14 protein-coding genes and 1 pseudogene are annotated in these 13,078 nt (G+C 71.0%); 6 read left to right on the top strand and 9 right to left on the bottom strand.

Annotated features, from left to right (window positions below; genetic code table 11):
• Positions 1 to 355: 355 nt before the first annotated feature.
• From ACWGJ2_RS19715 to ACWGJ2_RS19700, 4 genes are all read right to left on the bottom strand, one after another.
• Positions 356 to 2,215, bottom strand: a complete 1,860-nt coding sequence (locus tag ACWGJ2_RS19715) for an ABC transporter ATP-binding protein (protein WP_453347411.1) — start codon at positions 2,213 to 2,215, stop codon at positions 356 to 358.
• Between the two features lie 152 nt (positions 2,216 to 2,367).
• Entirely contained in the window at positions 2,368 to 3,105 is a 738-nt protein-coding gene (locus ACWGJ2_RS19710) for a lasso peptide biosynthesis B2 protein (protein ID WP_453347410.1), read from the bottom strand.
• Positions 3,096 to 4,970 (bottom strand): asparagine synthase-related protein, encoded by a 1,875-nt coding sequence (locus ACWGJ2_RS19705; RefSeq protein ID WP_453347409.1) that lies wholly within the window; start codon positions 4,968 to 4,970, stop codon positions 3,096 to 3,098. Before ACWGJ2_RS19705 ends, ACWGJ2_RS19710 begins: the two co-directional genes overlap by 10 nt.
• Before the next feature lie 122 nt (positions 4,971 to 5,092).
• Complete coding sequence (locus ACWGJ2_RS19700) at positions 5,093 to 5,239, bottom strand: hypothetical protein (RefSeq protein ID WP_453347408.1); 147 nt, start codon at positions 5,237 to 5,239, stop codon at positions 5,093 to 5,095.
• A gap of 256 nt (positions 5,240 to 5,495) precedes the next feature.
• Between ACWGJ2_RS19700 and ACWGJ2_RS19695 the strand changes: the two genes are divergently transcribed.
• Together ACWGJ2_RS19695 and ACWGJ2_RS19690 are read left to right on the top strand one after the other, a co-directional pair.
• Entirely contained in the window at positions 5,496 to 6,839 is a 1,344-nt protein-coding gene (locus ACWGJ2_RS19695) for an XRE family transcriptional regulator (RefSeq protein ID WP_453347407.1), read from the top strand.
• A 15-nt stretch (positions 6,840 to 6,854) separates the two neighbouring features.
• Complete coding sequence (locus tag ACWGJ2_RS19690) at positions 6,855 to 7,280, top strand: hypothetical protein (RefSeq protein WP_453347498.1); 426 nt, start codon at positions 6,855 to 6,857, stop codon at positions 7,278 to 7,280.
• Between the two features lie 221 nt (positions 7,281 to 7,501).
• On the opposite strand, the pseudogene ACWGJ2_RS19685 reads toward ACWGJ2_RS19690, so the two are convergent.
• The 3 genes and pseudogenes from ACWGJ2_RS19685 to ACWGJ2_RS19675 all read right to left on the bottom strand — a co-directional run.
• Positions 7,502 to 7,960, bottom strand: a pseudogene (locus ACWGJ2_RS19685) (ATP-dependent DNA ligase); the annotation flags it as partial.
• 143 nt (positions 7,961 to 8,103) lie between these two features.
• Positions 8,104 to 8,325, bottom strand: coding sequence for a LexA family protein (locus tag ACWGJ2_RS19680; protein ID WP_453347406.1), 222 nt, complete (start codon positions 8,323 to 8,325; stop codon positions 8,104 to 8,106).
• Positions 8,322 to 8,558 carry a hypothetical protein gene (locus ACWGJ2_RS19675; RefSeq protein WP_453347405.1) on the bottom strand — a complete coding sequence of 79 codons (237 nt, stop codon included), beginning with the start codon at positions 8,556 to 8,558 and terminating at the stop codon, positions 8,322 to 8,324. Before ACWGJ2_RS19675 ends, ACWGJ2_RS19680 begins: the two co-directional genes overlap by 4 nt.
• Positions 8,559 to 8,945: 387 nt before the next feature.
• On the opposite strand from ACWGJ2_RS19675, the gene ACWGJ2_RS19670 reads away from it, so the two are divergent.
• Positions 8,946 to 9,308 (top strand): hypothetical protein, encoded by a 363-nt coding sequence (locus ACWGJ2_RS19670; RefSeq protein WP_453347404.1) that lies wholly within the window; start codon positions 8,946 to 8,948, stop codon positions 9,306 to 9,308.
• A 134-nt stretch (positions 9,309 to 9,442) separates the two neighbouring features.
• On the opposite strand, the gene ACWGJ2_RS19665 is transcribed toward ACWGJ2_RS19670, so the two are convergent.
• Complete coding sequence (locus tag ACWGJ2_RS19665; RefSeq protein WP_453347403.1) at positions 9,443 to 10,012, bottom strand: restriction endonuclease; 570 nt, start codon at positions 10,010 to 10,012, stop codon at positions 9,443 to 9,445.
• A 158-nt stretch (positions 10,013 to 10,170) separates the two neighbouring features.
• Here ACWGJ2_RS19665 and ACWGJ2_RS19660 point away from each other — a divergent pair, with 158 nt between their 5' ends.
• Both ACWGJ2_RS19660 and ACWGJ2_RS19655 read left to right on the top strand, forming a co-directional pair.
• Positions 10,171 to 10,719, top strand: coding sequence for a DNA glycosylase AlkZ-like family protein (locus ACWGJ2_RS19660; RefSeq protein ID WP_453347402.1), 549 nt, complete (start codon positions 10,171 to 10,173; stop codon positions 10,717 to 10,719).
• 97 nt (positions 10,720 to 10,816) lie between these two features.
• On the top strand, positions 10,817 to 11,308 hold the full coding sequence (locus ACWGJ2_RS19655; RefSeq protein WP_453347401.1) for an NUDIX hydrolase: 492 nt from the start codon (positions 10,817 to 10,819) through the stop codon (positions 11,306 to 11,308).
• A gap of 143 nt (positions 11,309 to 11,451) precedes the next feature.
• Here ACWGJ2_RS19655 and ACWGJ2_RS19650 read toward each other — a convergent pair whose 3' ends face one another.
• On the bottom strand, positions 11,452 to 12,096 hold the full coding sequence (locus tag ACWGJ2_RS19650; protein ID WP_453347400.1) for an HNH endonuclease family protein: 645 nt from the start codon (positions 12,094 to 12,096) through the stop codon (positions 11,452 to 11,454).
• A 235-nt stretch (positions 12,097 to 12,331) separates the two neighbouring features.
• On the opposite strand from ACWGJ2_RS19650, the gene ACWGJ2_RS19645 reads away from it, so the two are divergent.
• Positions 12,332 to 13,003 (top strand): HNH endonuclease family protein, encoded by a 672-nt coding sequence (locus ACWGJ2_RS19645; RefSeq protein ID WP_453347399.1) that lies wholly within the window; start codon positions 12,332 to 12,334, stop codon positions 13,001 to 13,003.
• Positions 13,004 to 13,078 lie beyond the last annotated feature (75 nt).

Genomic DNA, 13,078 nt, shown 5'->3' with positions numbered 1-13,078 from the left:
CTATCGCCGGTTGACGAACCTCGACGGCGAGGCCCCGAAGAGGCTGGGGTCGGCGCACTTTTGCAGGTGCGTGGGTCAGGGAGCGGGCCACGTGCTCGGCCTCGTGCTCCAGCGGCTCCGTGAAGTCGAGGTGGCCGTTCTGTCGTCCCGGGGCCCGGTATAACGCCCGAGTCGGTCCCCAGGGTGATCGGACAGTCCAGGAAGCAGGCCACGACGTCGACCGTGTCCTGGACGTGCGGCAGACGGAGTCGGCGCCCGGTCTTTCGCACCCACGTCTGCTCGTCCGACTGCCGACGGCGCATGCCTCTCAAACTGCCCGACCAGGGGACTGGGCAGCAGAAGCAAGCGGATGAGATCAGGCCGGGTTTCCTGCGTAGGTCTCGGCTTGTGCGCGCCACATGCTGGCGTAGGTGCCCTGGGGGTGTTCCACGAGGGTGTCGTGGGTGCCTTCTTCGATGATCTGGCCTCCGTCGAGGACGATGATGCGGTCGGCGGTGCGGGTGGAGCCCAGGCGGTGGCTGATGAGGATGACGGTTCTGTCCTCGGCGAGTGTCTGGATGCGCCGGTAGACGGCTTGTTCGGCGAGGGGGTCGAGGGCGGAGGTGGGTTCGTCGCAGATGAGCAGGGGTGTGTTGCGGTAGAAGGCGCGGGCGGCGGCGATGCGTTGCCACTGTCCGCTGGAGAGGTCGCGTCCGCCCCACCAGGAGGGGGCGAGGTTGGTGTCCAGTCCGTCGGGTAGTGCTGCGAGGACGGTGTCGGCGCCTGCTGCTGTGGCGGCGGCGGTGATGCTCGCTTCGTCCTGGGGGCCCTGGCCGAGGGTGATGTTGTCTCTGGCGGTGACGGGCCAGCGGCTGAAGTCCTGGGGGAGCATCGCGAGGTGCTGCCAGAGGTCTTCGGGGTGGGTGCGGGCGATGTCGGTGTCGTCCCAGGTGACCGCTCCGGTGGTCGGGGTGTAGAGGCCGGCCAGGAGCTTGGCGAGGGTGGATTTGCCCGAACCGTTGGCGCCGACGATGGCCAGGACTTCACCACGGCGCACGCGGACCGACACGTTGTGCAGCGCGGGCAGCTCGTTGCCGGGGTAGCAGAAGGTGACGTTGTGCGCCTCGATCGTCCGGGGCTCGGCGGGCACTGGCTCAAGTGTGGCCGGGAGGCGGATGCGGGTGGCGGCGTCGGCGAGGAAGGCGTCCCAGTCGCCCAGGTAGAGGCCGGTCTTGTAGGTGGTGTTGGCGCCTTTGACCAGGCTGATGAGGAGGCGTGTACTGGTCTGGACGGCGATGAACGCGGTTCCGGCCGCGGCGGGCGGGATGCGTCCGCTCGCGGTGAGCCACAGCAGCGTCGCGTACACCAGGCCGGTCGCACAGCCTGCTACGGCGTCGCCGAGGAGCTGGTAGCGGGCGGAGGTGCGGCCCACGGTGGCCGCTGCTTCTTCCAGCCGGGCCGCGACGTCGCGGAAGCGGCCCAGGAGCCAGGGGCGCAGGGTGTAGGCCCGGACCTCCAGGGCGTTCTCCCGGCTGGAGGTCTCGAAGATGACGGAGTGCCGCAGGCGGCGGTCGGCAAGGGTGTGGCGGTCGGCGAAGTAGGCGGCGCGGGCGGCGCGCACGGCCGCCCACCCGCGTGGCAGGACGGCGAGCAGCAGCAGGGGCAGCAGTACGGGGTGGAGGTGGGCGAGGATGCCGCCGGCGGCGGCGATGGACAGCACGGCGGTGGTCACCGTGGTGAGGGATTCGACCATCAGGTGGGTGTCCTTGGCCGCTCGTGAGGCGGCTTCGGACTGGTCCGACCAGGCGGGGTCCTCATACGCGGCGAGCGGCACCTTCGTGGCGGCCTCCAGGTAGCGGGTCTCGGCGATGCCGTCGACCCGCGGGCCGATACGGGCGGTCGTGGCGACGGTGAGCGCCGCGACCACGGAGCGCGCGCAGGCGGCCACGGTCACGATGATCAGGGAGGGCAGCGCGTCCCGTACCCGCTCGCCGGTGGGGCCGGTGGCCAGCAGGGGGGCCAGGGCGTTGGTGGTGGCGTAGAGGCCGAGTGCGGTGACCGCGCCGGAGACGAGCTGGAGCAGACCACTGAGCGCCACCGCACGCGGGGCCGCCTGCCAGGCCAGCCGGAGGGCGATGCCGGAGAGGCGGGGCAGGCGGCGGGCGATCGTCCACCACGAGGTGTCCAGCGCGTCGTCGTGCCGCTCGCCGCTGACGGTGTAGCGGGGGATGACCACGCTTTCCGGACGTCGCCGAGTACGGCGTTTTTGGGCCGGGGTGGCGGGTGGCTCGGGTGATGAGGGCGCAGAGGTCGTCACGCCTGCGCCAACGAACCACCCGAAGGGGTGTCACGGTCCCCCCGCGTGGCGGAGGGTGGCGAATGCGATTCCTATTTCCCGTGCGCGGCGTGGTGAAGGCGTATCGCGGGGGCGTAGGGCCATACCCGGTCTCCCAGGTCCTGCCCGATGACCCAGCCACCGGCCTCGTTCCAGGCGTGGGCGGCGGCCGGAGCGGTGCGCGCGCCGATCACCCACGCCACGTGGGCACCGCGCATCACCCCGGCGACGTAGCAGGCCAGGGACTCCTCCAGGCAGGCAGATCGGCCCGGCCACAGGCGTGCTGCGCGGCGCACGGCGGCGAAGAGCAGATCGGCGCGTTCAGGGCTGGCCACACGCCGGGGAACGCGGGCGAGGAGGCGGGCCGCACGGATACTGGCGCGGATCGGTGCGCAGTGCAGCAGGACCAGGGCGACGGCGAGCCCTGTCAGCCCGGCGGCGCGGTCGGCCGCGCCCAGCGGCGTGTCGCCGGGCAGCGCAGCGCGTACCGGGACTTCGCCGGGGTCGGGGGCCGGGGCCGCAGATGCGGTGGTCAGGCCGAGTTGGTGCCACTGTTGCGCCAACGCGGTCAGGTCGGTGCGGACGGTCTCGGCGTCCGCGCCCTGGGCGGCGAAGGAGGCAGTGAGGTCGTCGACGGCCTGCTCCAGCGGCTCCCCTTCGAGGAGCCGCTGCCACAGCAGGGCAGCGGTGCTGTTGAGGTGCTGCCAGCGGCCACGGCCGGTGCGGATGTCCATCACCGCCGCGCCGCCGCCCGGCAGGCGGGCGGTGTAGAGCTTGGGAGTCACCGGCACGGTGTCCCCCCTTCCGGGGCGGAAGTCCACGAGGTCCACCAGGTGGCGGGGTCGGTCGTGGCCGGGAGGCGGGCGAGCCACAGCTCGGAGACGAGCAGCGCGTGCAGGGCGCCCAGAGGAGCGGGCGCCCCCGCGACCGCTGCCTCCAGATCACGGGCGGCCCGCGCGGCGTCGAGCAGCCCTGCTTGGGCCAGGCGGGAGCCGGCGAGGATGCGCCGCAGCGCGGGGGCGTTGGCGGCCAGGCCGTCGAACACGCTGGTGGTGAACAGCGTCTTCGTCTGGCGGCTCAGCAGCCAGTCGGGCACCAGCCCGGACAGGGCCGCGCGGGCCAGCGGTTTGTAGACCCCTGGCTGAACCCGCTCGTACGGGGGGATGGCGAAGCAGGTCTCCACCACCGCCGTATCCAGGAACGGCGCGTGAATGGGCACGCCCCACCGCTGGCGGGCGAGGGCGTCGAACGTGGCGTGCTCGGCGGCCATCCACTCCAGCGCGAGCCGGTCGTGCAGTTCGGCGGGACGGGCCCACCCCGCAGCGTGCGCTGCTCCGGAGCCCACTAGCTCGGCCACCGCGCGGCGGCCCGCCGGTGTCAGCCACCGCGCCGCCGCGGTGGTCCCGCACCACCCCAGGTCGGTCTCCGGCCCGGGACGCCAGGCGGCAGGCAGCGCAGAGCCGAGCTGGTCGGCCAGGCGTCCCAGCGCGCGCGGATACGAGGTGAAGGCCGCACCGGCGAGCTGTCGCCAGGCACGCCACGGCGCGATCCGCACGGTCCGGGCGAAGTCGGCGGCACGGGCCACCGCCTGGAGGCGCTGGCCCGCGAGGAGCTGATCCACCCTGTGGCTGCTGGCCGAGAGCAGCACGTTGTCGCCGCCGCGCCCGGTCAGATGCGCCGTCGAGCCGTACTCGGCGACCGGAGCCAGCCGCGCGGCGAGCACCGGCAGCACGCCGATCGACAACGACGGCAGGTCCGTTGCGGGCACAGCCGCCGGGTCCTCCAGCCCCGCGAAGTGCCCTGCCGCGACCTGCCCGCCCTTGATGACCCGGTGCGTGATGCCCTCGACCTCACGGGCCAGCCGACGGGCGTAGAGGACATCGTCATCATCAGCCGTGCGCGCATCGGTGTAGGTGACGGCCAGCACCCGTTGTTCGCGCGCGGCCAGAGAGGTCACCGAGCTGCTGTCCACCCCTCCCGACAGATCAGTGGTCACCCGCTGGGCGCCGCGGGTCCGCCGTGCGACCGCCGTGCTGAAGACCTCGCGGAACTGCGCCGCCCCCGCCCGCCGCGACAGCGCGGGACTCTCGTTCAAGACGGAGACCACCGCGGGTGCGGCCCGGCCGCGCCACACCAGCGCGCTCCCCGGCGGCACGCGGCGGAGCTTCGTGAAGGGGGCGCCGCGCATCCGGAAGTCCACCCCGTCCAGGGCAAGACCGCCCAGTAGCCAGGACAGATCGGGGGCGGCGTCCGCGAGCGCGGCCAGCGGTGTGGCGGCGGTCGCCCACCACAGGCCGCGCTCGTCCTCAAGCCAGTAGAGCGGGATCACACCGGCCCCGTCCCCCGCCACCCGCACCTCCCCCTCGGCGATCACCACGGTGAGGTGGCAACCGGACAGCAGCAGCGCGGGCCGCAGATCACCCCGGCACCCCGCCGCCAGGGCCGAGTGGCGCTCGGCGTCGGTGGCCAGGCAGTGCCCGGCCGTCACCAGCCGGGGCCCTGGCCCTCCGGCCGGGGTGACGGAGGTCTCCGCGGCGTCGTGACCGACGCTCCACGCCCGGCATCCAGCCTCGGAGACCAGCGGTGTGCCCTCGCGGGGCACCGCATGAGAGGGAGCAGGGTGGGCGGCGAGTCTCCCGACGATGAAGCGATGCATTCCTGGCTCCTGATCATCTTCGTGAAAGCGTCCTGGGCATGCGAGGGCGCCCGGGGCGGCCGGTCGTGTGCACGGCGGCCCCGGGCGCGGATCTCAGTCCACGATCACCGTGGGAGTGCTGGTCAGCTCGCGTTCCAGTACTGGGTGTCGTCGGCCGGGTCGTGCTGCTTGTTACCGAGCGTTGCTCCGGTGACCGTGCCGAACGGCGTCACCTGGGCCGGGATGTAGGCGCGGGTCGCAGGGGCTGAAACGCTGGCCTCGTTGTCCATGGGGATGCCTCCGAACAGGGATTCCGCCGATCGCCCGCGGAGTCCGGCATCCGGCCGGGGAGCGATGCAGCGGCTGTGACGACACCGTCCTCGCCTCCGGCACGCCGCGGAAGCAGGACGGCGGGTGCGGTGCGGGTGCGGGTAAGAGCACCCACACAGCACCCGATGGCGGTGTTCCGCACCAGCAGCCGGGGCGATTACCGTCGATGTGTTCGTCCCGGATTCCGAAGGCCCGACTTCCGAGGGGCGGGGGCCGATGACACACCCGCTGGAGAGAGCACGCACGGTGCGCGGCTGGAGTGCGCCCGAACTCGCCCGCCGCTTATGCGACCTCGGCACGGAACGGGGCATCCCCGTCGGCACCGGCAAGGACGGCGTCTACCGGTGGGAAGCCGGCCGCTGCCCGGACGCGCGCACCCAGCAGCTCATCGCCGAACTGCTGAACATCCCGCGAGAGAAGGCGCGTCCAGACTGCTGGCCCCACTGGCTGGCACTCGACCCGCTCCAACAGCCCACCCCCTACCCCTGGGACCCGGCCGGGGCCATCCAGGCACTCGAAGAGGTATCCGGAAGGGAGACCACCATGGACCGCAGGCGCTTCACCCTCCTGACCGGAACCACCCTGAGCACCACACTGTGGGCCTGGCTGACCGCCGACCCCGCCGCAGCAGGCCAAATCGCCCACTCCCGCCGCCTGGGCGAATCCGCCGTCGCGCACATCGAGTCCCGCGTCCGCTACCTGCGTCACGCCGACGACATCGACGGCGGCGGACAACTCCTCGCCGAGACCGACTCCAGCCTCCGCCTGGTCGTACGGCTTTTGAAAGACCGCTCCTACACCGACGCCCACGGCGCCCGCCTCCACGCCGCCGCCGCCGACCTGGCACGCATGCACGCCTGGGCCAGCTTCGACGTCCACGACACCTGCGACGACCACACCTTCAACGCCGCACTGCGCTCCGCGCACTCCTCATCGGACACCGCACTCGGAAGCCACATCCTCGCGTTCTGGTCCATCGCCGCCTACAACACCGGCCGCGCCCAGGACGCCGAAACCATGACCCTGGCTGCCCTCTCCGCAGCCCGAGGCCGCACCACACCCCGCGTCGAGGCCATGCTGCTCTCACGCCGCGCCCGAGCCCGCGCACACCTGCACAACCCCGCCGCCCTGGCCGACCTCGACCGCGCCGCCGAACTCCTCACCGCAGCCGACCAGGCCAAGGAAGAGGACCCCGAATGGGTCGCCTGGTTCGACCAGAGCGAACTGCTGGGCGCCTTCGCCTCCACCTACCTCGACCTGGACCACCCCGCCCGCGCGGAAGACACGTTCGTGGAAGCCGCCGCCCTCTTCCCCGGCGAAGGCGCGCGAGCACGCACCGAAGCTCTCTTCCTGGCACGGCGCGCCGACGCCCAATGGCGACAGGACGACCCCGAGCGCGCCTGCGCCACCGCCCACCAGGCGCTCGACCTCACCGAAGAGATCAGCTCCCACCGCGCCGTCGGCCCCCTGCGCGAGCTGACCCACAACATGAAGGACAGGGCCGCCATCCCCGCCGTACGGGACTTCCGCGAACGCGCCGCAACAGCCCTCGCAACGTAGAAGGAACGCCGCGCCTTGCTCGTCGACCACAGCGTGGCCGGATGCCGCAAGACCCTCGGGGACATCTGCCGCAAGGAGGACGATGTCCCAGGAGCGCGACGGGGCGACCTGCTGGACACCTTCCCGACCTCGCACACGCCCGACGGGCGGTCGCTGACCGACCTCGAAGTGCACGACCAGATCATGAGCTTCCTCGCCGCCGGCACCGAAACCACTGCCCGAGCGCTCGCTGGTCCGTCTGCCACCTCGCCGAGAACCGGGCGATCGAGGCGCAGGTGCACGCCGAAGTGGACCTCCCTGAACGGTCCCGGCCTACGGGGTTCAGTCGCCACCGCGCAGCCGTACGAACCTGGTGCGCGCGCCCTGGGTGCTGCCGACGGCGACCTCGGCCCGCAGCGGGTGGCGAGCAGCCGCACGTCGCCCCGAGGCGGGCCCTTTTGAAGTCCGGCCGTGGCCACGGCCTCGCCGATGCGGTATCGCTGGAGGGCGTCGAGCGCGGGGGAGAGCGTGCGGCGGCCGTCGTCGAGCTCCAGGAGCACCGCGCGGGGCCGCTGCGGGGAGCCGACGATGCCGATCAGCCAGGCGTCCTGCGTGTCGGCGTGCTTGACCTTGATCCAGGCTCGGCGGTCCTGGGGCCGGTAGCGGCTGGCCAGGCTGCGGCACACCACCCCTTCGACGCCCAGCTCCGGCAGTTTCTCCCACACCCGCAGCGCCTGGTCACGATGCAGGGTGGTGAGGACCTGGAGTGGCAGCGGCACCGACTCCAGCGTCTCGCGCTCCAGCGCGAACCGGTCGCGGAGCGGCTGTTCGTGCAGGTCCTGGCCGGGAAGCGCGATCAGGTCGATCATGACCAGGACCAGCCTGATCCCGTCGCGTTCGCGCGCGGTCCGGCTGCGCAGGAGCTAGTGGAAGGCCATGCGTCCGTCCGGATCGACCGCGCACAGCTCACCGTCGAGGACCACGCCGGCGGGCAGCTCGCCGACGGCATGCGCGATCGTCGGGAATTCCGCGGCCATGTCGCGGCCCGTCCGGGACTGAAGGACGGCGGCTCCGCCGCCCAGGGCGAAGGCGACGCAACGGAACCCGTCCAGCTTCCAACTGACCTGTATCCCGCCGGGCATCGTCGCGGGCAGCACCTGGGCCGCGCTCGGACGCATCACCTCTACCGGCGGTCGCACCACCACCTCGTCCTCCATGGCCCCAGCCTGGGCGATGCCCAGGCGCCACTGGCGGGACACGACCGGCTCTGGCCCCCTCATGTCGGTCAGGCGGGTCGGTAGCCGCGGCGGTGGGTGTCGGTCCGTACGACCAGGCCCCGCCGTTCCAGCAGCCGCAGGTGATGGTGGACGGTGGAACGGCTGGAGAGGCCGACAGCGTCGGCGATCTCGCGGAGGTAGGGCGGGTCGCCGGTCTCGGCGATCCGTGCGCGCAGGAAGCGCAGGATCGCTTCCTGGCGCTTGCTCAGATGGCCCGCCGGGGGCCTCACAGCCGCTGTTCCGCTGGGCGGGCGTGGCGGCGCAGCGCGGCCGTGCCGGGGCCCCGGCCGGTGGGGCAGATGGAAGTGTTCCACGCCGGGTGCCACCAGATCCGGGTAGACAGGTGCAGCAGGCGGCGGCGCAGCGCGGCGGGATCGGCGGGGGAGGGGGCGGCGAGCGCAGCGTACGTACGGTGCCACTCGCGCTGTGCGGTGACCAGGTCGTGGGGGAAGCGCGGTGCCATGTCTCGCATTGAACCACACACATGTTCGACTTCGGTCGACCGTCCCGACCGTGCCGGTGGAACCGGGCTCGGGGGATCGGCGGGTCAGGTGGGAGGAAGCGGCCGGATGCACCCGGGGCGGTCCAGGGTGCGGGGCGGCGGGCTGTCACCGCCTCGTTGATCGCGTGGCTCAGGGCTCTGGCCTGGTCCCGGAGTTCCGGGTGGTCGCTCAGGTCGATGGCGCGTGGGTCGGCCTGCTGCTGGAGGTCGGGCAGGGCCACCAGTTGCGCGGCCTGGTGCAGGACGGTGGTGTGTGCCGCTCGCTTGTCCTCGCCGACCATCTGAGAGTGGAAGGAAAGACTGCTTCGGCATTGCCTCTGGACAGCCCTTCGCCACCATCATGGCCATATGACGACGTGGACGCGCTGCTACTGGGGCGAGGAAGACATCTGGTTCTACTTCGAGGTCGATGACGAAGGATGGGTGATCCGGCAGATCGAGCTCGAAGGGCCTGAGCTGACCTCGATCGCAGCTGCCTCGCTCGCGGAATGGCAGCGGGCCTGCGACGTAAGTCGCCTCGATGAGTATGACGACAGATTCGGGCTCACTGCGGAACTGCCCGTTTCCGAGTGGGAAGGCCATCATCCGGAGACGCTAACCCTTACGGAGTTCGAGGAGATCTGGGAAATGGCCCGTCGGCAGATCGCAGCCCGGCCGTTACGACTCCCGAAGCGTGCATCCGGAGAAAGTGGCGCTGGGGTATGCAGGTAACGCAGCGCGCCTGGCTGTCATGGCTACGGTGTCCCGGCCAGTCGGCTGTTCAGCAGTTCCTGCGCAGCCTGAAGAGCGTTTCGCTCCAGCTCTTCGCGCCTGTAGCGCTGGGGAGACTTTGCAAGTGGTGCTGCCTATGCGGCCATGCGGGCCATGCGCCGACCGTCCGCAGGGTGACGCAGAGGCGGTGGAACATGCTCCAGCAAATCCCACAGCGGACGTCCCGAGGCCCACTGTCCGAGCAGGTCCCGGTCGACCAGGTGGACACCGAGTCGCCGAGCCTGGGGAACGGCCTTGCTGGTGAACCGCCCGTTGGTCGTGATCACGGCGAACGTTGCCTTGTGCACCTCACTGGCAGTGCCCTTCAACTCCCGGACCACGCGGACATCGACCGCGTCGCCGCGTCTCCCCGCTTTCCGGTGCTTACACTGCACCGCCCAGATCCGATGGTCGAGATCCACGGCACGAACGTCACAGGCGTCGTCGTCGGTCCCGCCGACGCGCTCCGCTGTGAAACCGTCGCGCCGCAGCAGATCCCGTACGGCGAATTCGAACTCCTCGTGGCCCAGGCCGTCGAGATCTTCGAGCGCGATCTCCAGCCGCGGCTTCTCCGCGACGGCTGAGTCCCACTTGCCGCGGTCGACGCGCTGCTGGGCCCACACGGCGTAGGAGAGAAGCACTGGCACGCCGACGAGGTCGACCACCGTCGGATACGGGGAGGGCCACCTGGCTCCGTTGGTGAGAAGCAGCAGCGGATGTCGGCGAGTTCTGGCAGCACCACCGTCGAACGGCCGACGCGGGTGTCGGTCAGAACCGAGAGCAGTCGGCCCCTCGTGTCGGGACTTCGAGCACGTCAGCCGACATGCGAGCCGTGCTGCCGAATCTCATCGACACGACGTCCGGCGAGCGGCGGGTGGTGTCGAAACTGATCGACAAACGCTGTCGTTTCTCACCAACGGAGCCACCACCAGCCTGTCCACCGACCGGCGAGGAGTCCGAGCACGCACGCGGTCAGCGCGACCAGGCCCCACCCTGTGCCCCGGTACGCCTCACGGGCACCCACGAGGAACTCCTCGCCCTCAGCGACCAGATCGACCACCTGCGCACCGCCGAGCCCCTCCCCGACGACCATGTACGCCTGCTGGCCTTCGAAGGCCCCGCACTGAAGGGGTACTTCACCACCCGGCACCGCTACCTGGATCCCGCGCACGCCACTGCCGCCTTCAACCCGATCGGGGAAGTCCGGGCCACCATCACCCTCGGCGGACGCGTCCAGGGCACCTGGCACTGGGACAAACAGACCCGAAGAGTCCGCACCCACCTGTTCACCCGGCTCCCGCGGCACATCCTGCGCGCCGTCCAGTCCGCGGCAGAAGAAGCGGAAGCATTCCTGCGCAGCGAACAGGCGTGACCCCCTCGTTCACCCACGTGGCGAACCGCACCCGCCGCCGCGGCCGACTCGCCATAATCAGCGGTGCCCACGTCCACCACAAGGAACGGCGCACACCGTGAGCACAGCTGTCCACCGCCAGCGGCACCACCGCATCTGCGACGTCCACCTCCTGCTCATCCGCGACGACCACGTGCTGCTCAGCCGACGCCGCGGCGGCTACGCCGCAGGGCTGTGGCACGTGCCCTCCGGCCACCTGGAACCCGGCGAGCACACCGCGGCTGGCGCTGCCCGCGAAGGCGAGGAAGAACTGGGCATCCAGGCCGAGAGCGGCGAGCTGGAACTCGTCCACTTCATCGACCACCGCGCTCCCGGCGAGGACCCCCGTCTCGGGTTCTTCTACCGTGCCCGCTCCTGGAGCGGAGAGCCCCAGATCCGTGAGCCGGACAAGTGCGACGGACTCGACTGGTTCCCCCTGAGCCGGCCACCGCAGGCATGCGTGCCTTACCACACCACCGCTCTCTTCCACATCGCTCACGGCCACACCCACTCCACCTACGGCTGGCAGAACGCCCCCGGACACACCGAAACGACACTGCCCGTCGCATAAGCCTCCCGGGTGCCAAACACGCCGACCCCGTCTTCGGATGCGCCCAGCCGTACTGGGGGTGCGGACACCTGCGATCAGGCGGCGCGCACATCACCGCCGGGACCCACGCGGCCGTGTGCTCGTCCGGCGGGAGACGGAGGCGGTCAGCAGTTGTTGAGGACGGAGGTGAGGGCGCTCTTCTCGGCAGGGTCGACCGCGAGGCCGTAGTAGTGCTTTACGTGGACCCAGGCGCGGGCGTAGGTGCAGCGGTAGGCGGTGCGGGAAGGCCACCAGGTGGCGGGGTCCTGGTCGCCTTTGGACTGGTTGACGTTGTCGGTCACGGCCAGCAGCTGGGGGCGGGTGAGGTCGTTGGCGAGGGACTGGCGGCGGCTGGTGGTCCAGGTGTTGGCGCCCGAGTCCCAGGCTTCGGCCAGCGGGATGAGGTGGTCGATGTCCACGTCCGAGGCGGCGCTCCAGGTGGCCCCGTCGTAGGGGGAGTACCAGCTGCCGGAGACGGAGGCGCAGGACGCATCCGTGGTGACGCCTGTCCCGTCGCGCTTGAGGACGGTCTCGCGGGTGTTGCAGGTGCCGCTGATGGTGATCCAGTGCGGGAACAGATCCCGGTCGTAGCCGGAGCGCGGGGGTTCGGCGACGGCGGTCATCGAAGCCAGGTAGGAGCGGGCGGTGCTCGCGCTGATGGGGGTGGGCAGCGCGGCCTGCGCGGGCGCGGCAACAGCAAAGGCCACGGCGACGCTGGTGGCGGCCGTGGTCAGCGCGGCGAGGGATCTGCGGCGGAGAGAGGTACGCATGGGACCGACTCCTGTGCTCGGAGGACAGCAGGGAAGGGCCGTGCGGGGACCATCCTGGCCCGCACGGGTCTGCGCGTGTAGATGCCGGGGCGTGAAATCTGCGTGACCTGATGCCGTCGGGCCATCAGGAGACTGAGCGGGCGTGTGCCCGTGACTGCGGTGACCGGTCCCCGGAAGGAGTGAATCCGGTGGTGTCAGGCGGTGCTCACGGGCAGTGGCGTGGCTTCCTGCTCTCATGATCATGATTGTGCGCGGCCTGACCGCCGCCGCCCTCACCGCGTCCCTCCTGACTGCCGCCGCGCCCGCGGGCGCCGGGCCCGTCCCCGGCCCGGAGCGGGTGTCGATGCCCGTTGCCGAGGCGATTGCCGCGCTGCCGTTGGCGAAGGAGGACCGGACCGGGTACAAGCGCACCAGCTTCAAGCACTGGATCGACGAGGACAAGGACGGTTGCCACACGAGGGCCGAGGTCCTGCTCGGCGAGGCCACGAGGAAGCCCGAGGTCGGCCCCGGTTGCAAGATCTCCGGTGGCGAGTGGCGCTCGTACTACGACGACGCCGTCATCAACGATGCGTCGAAGCTCGATATTGATCATGTCGTACCGCTGGCGGAGGCGTGGGACAGCGGTGCAGCGAAGTGGAAGCCGGACCGTCGCATGCACTACGCCAACGATCTCGATGCGCCCCGCTCGCTGGTCGCGGTGACGGCGAAGTACAACAGGCAGAAAGCTGATAAAGACCCCAGCCAGTGGTGGGTACCTGCCAAGGGCGCGTCCTGCCCTTACCTGGCCGACTGGGTGAGCACCAAGACCCGCTGGAAACTGTCCGTGGACGCCCTGGAGCGCGAGGCGCTGAACAAGCGCGCGGCCGACTGTCTCGGTCTGAAGATCACCGTCGAGATCGCCACCTGAGACCCGCGGTCCCCCCCCGCCCCCCCCCGGCGGGGGTGAGGCCCCATAAAAACACCAACATGTTGGGGGGGAAGC

It is taken from the genome of Streptomyces sp. NPDC054796, from assembly GCF_053611545.1.
The sequence above is the reverse complement of the archived record's forward strand: the minus strand, read 5'-3'. Positions and strand labels throughout refer to the sequence as shown.

What these genes read in the sequence shown, in the direction of transcription:
- ACWGJ2_RS19660 (WP_453347402.1), top strand. Translation starts at nt 10,171, where the DNA reads ATGCGAGCCGTGCTGCCGAATCTCATCGACACGACGTCCGGCGAGCGG.
- ACWGJ2_RS19705 (WP_453347409.1), bottom strand. Translation starts at nt 4,970, where the DNA reads ATGCATCGCTTCATCGTCGGGAGACTCGCCGCCCACCCTGCTCCCTCT.
- ACWGJ2_RS19700 (WP_453347408.1), bottom strand. Translation starts at nt 5,239, where the DNA reads ATGGACAACGAGGCCAGCGTTTCAGCCCCTGCGACCCGCGCCTACATC.
- ACWGJ2_RS19675 (WP_453347405.1), bottom strand. Translation starts at nt 8,558, where the DNA reads ATGGCACCGCGCTTCCCCCACGACCTGGTCACCGCACAGCGCGAGTGG.
- ACWGJ2_RS19670 (WP_453347404.1), top strand. Translation starts at nt 8,946, where the DNA reads ATGACGACGTGGACGCGCTGCTACTGGGGCGAGGAAGACATCTGGTTC.
- ACWGJ2_RS19650 (WP_453347400.1), bottom strand. Translation starts at nt 12,096, where the DNA reads ATGCGTACCTCTCTCCGCCGCAGATCCCTCGCCGCGCTGACCACGGCC.
- ACWGJ2_RS19695 (WP_453347407.1), top strand. Translation starts at nt 5,496, where the DNA reads ATGACACACCCGCTGGAGAGAGCACGCACGGTGCGCGGCTGGAGTGCG.
- ACWGJ2_RS19645 (WP_453347399.1), top strand. Translation starts at nt 12,332, where the DNA reads ATGATCATGATTGTGCGCGGCCTGACCGCCGCCGCCCTCACCGCGTCC.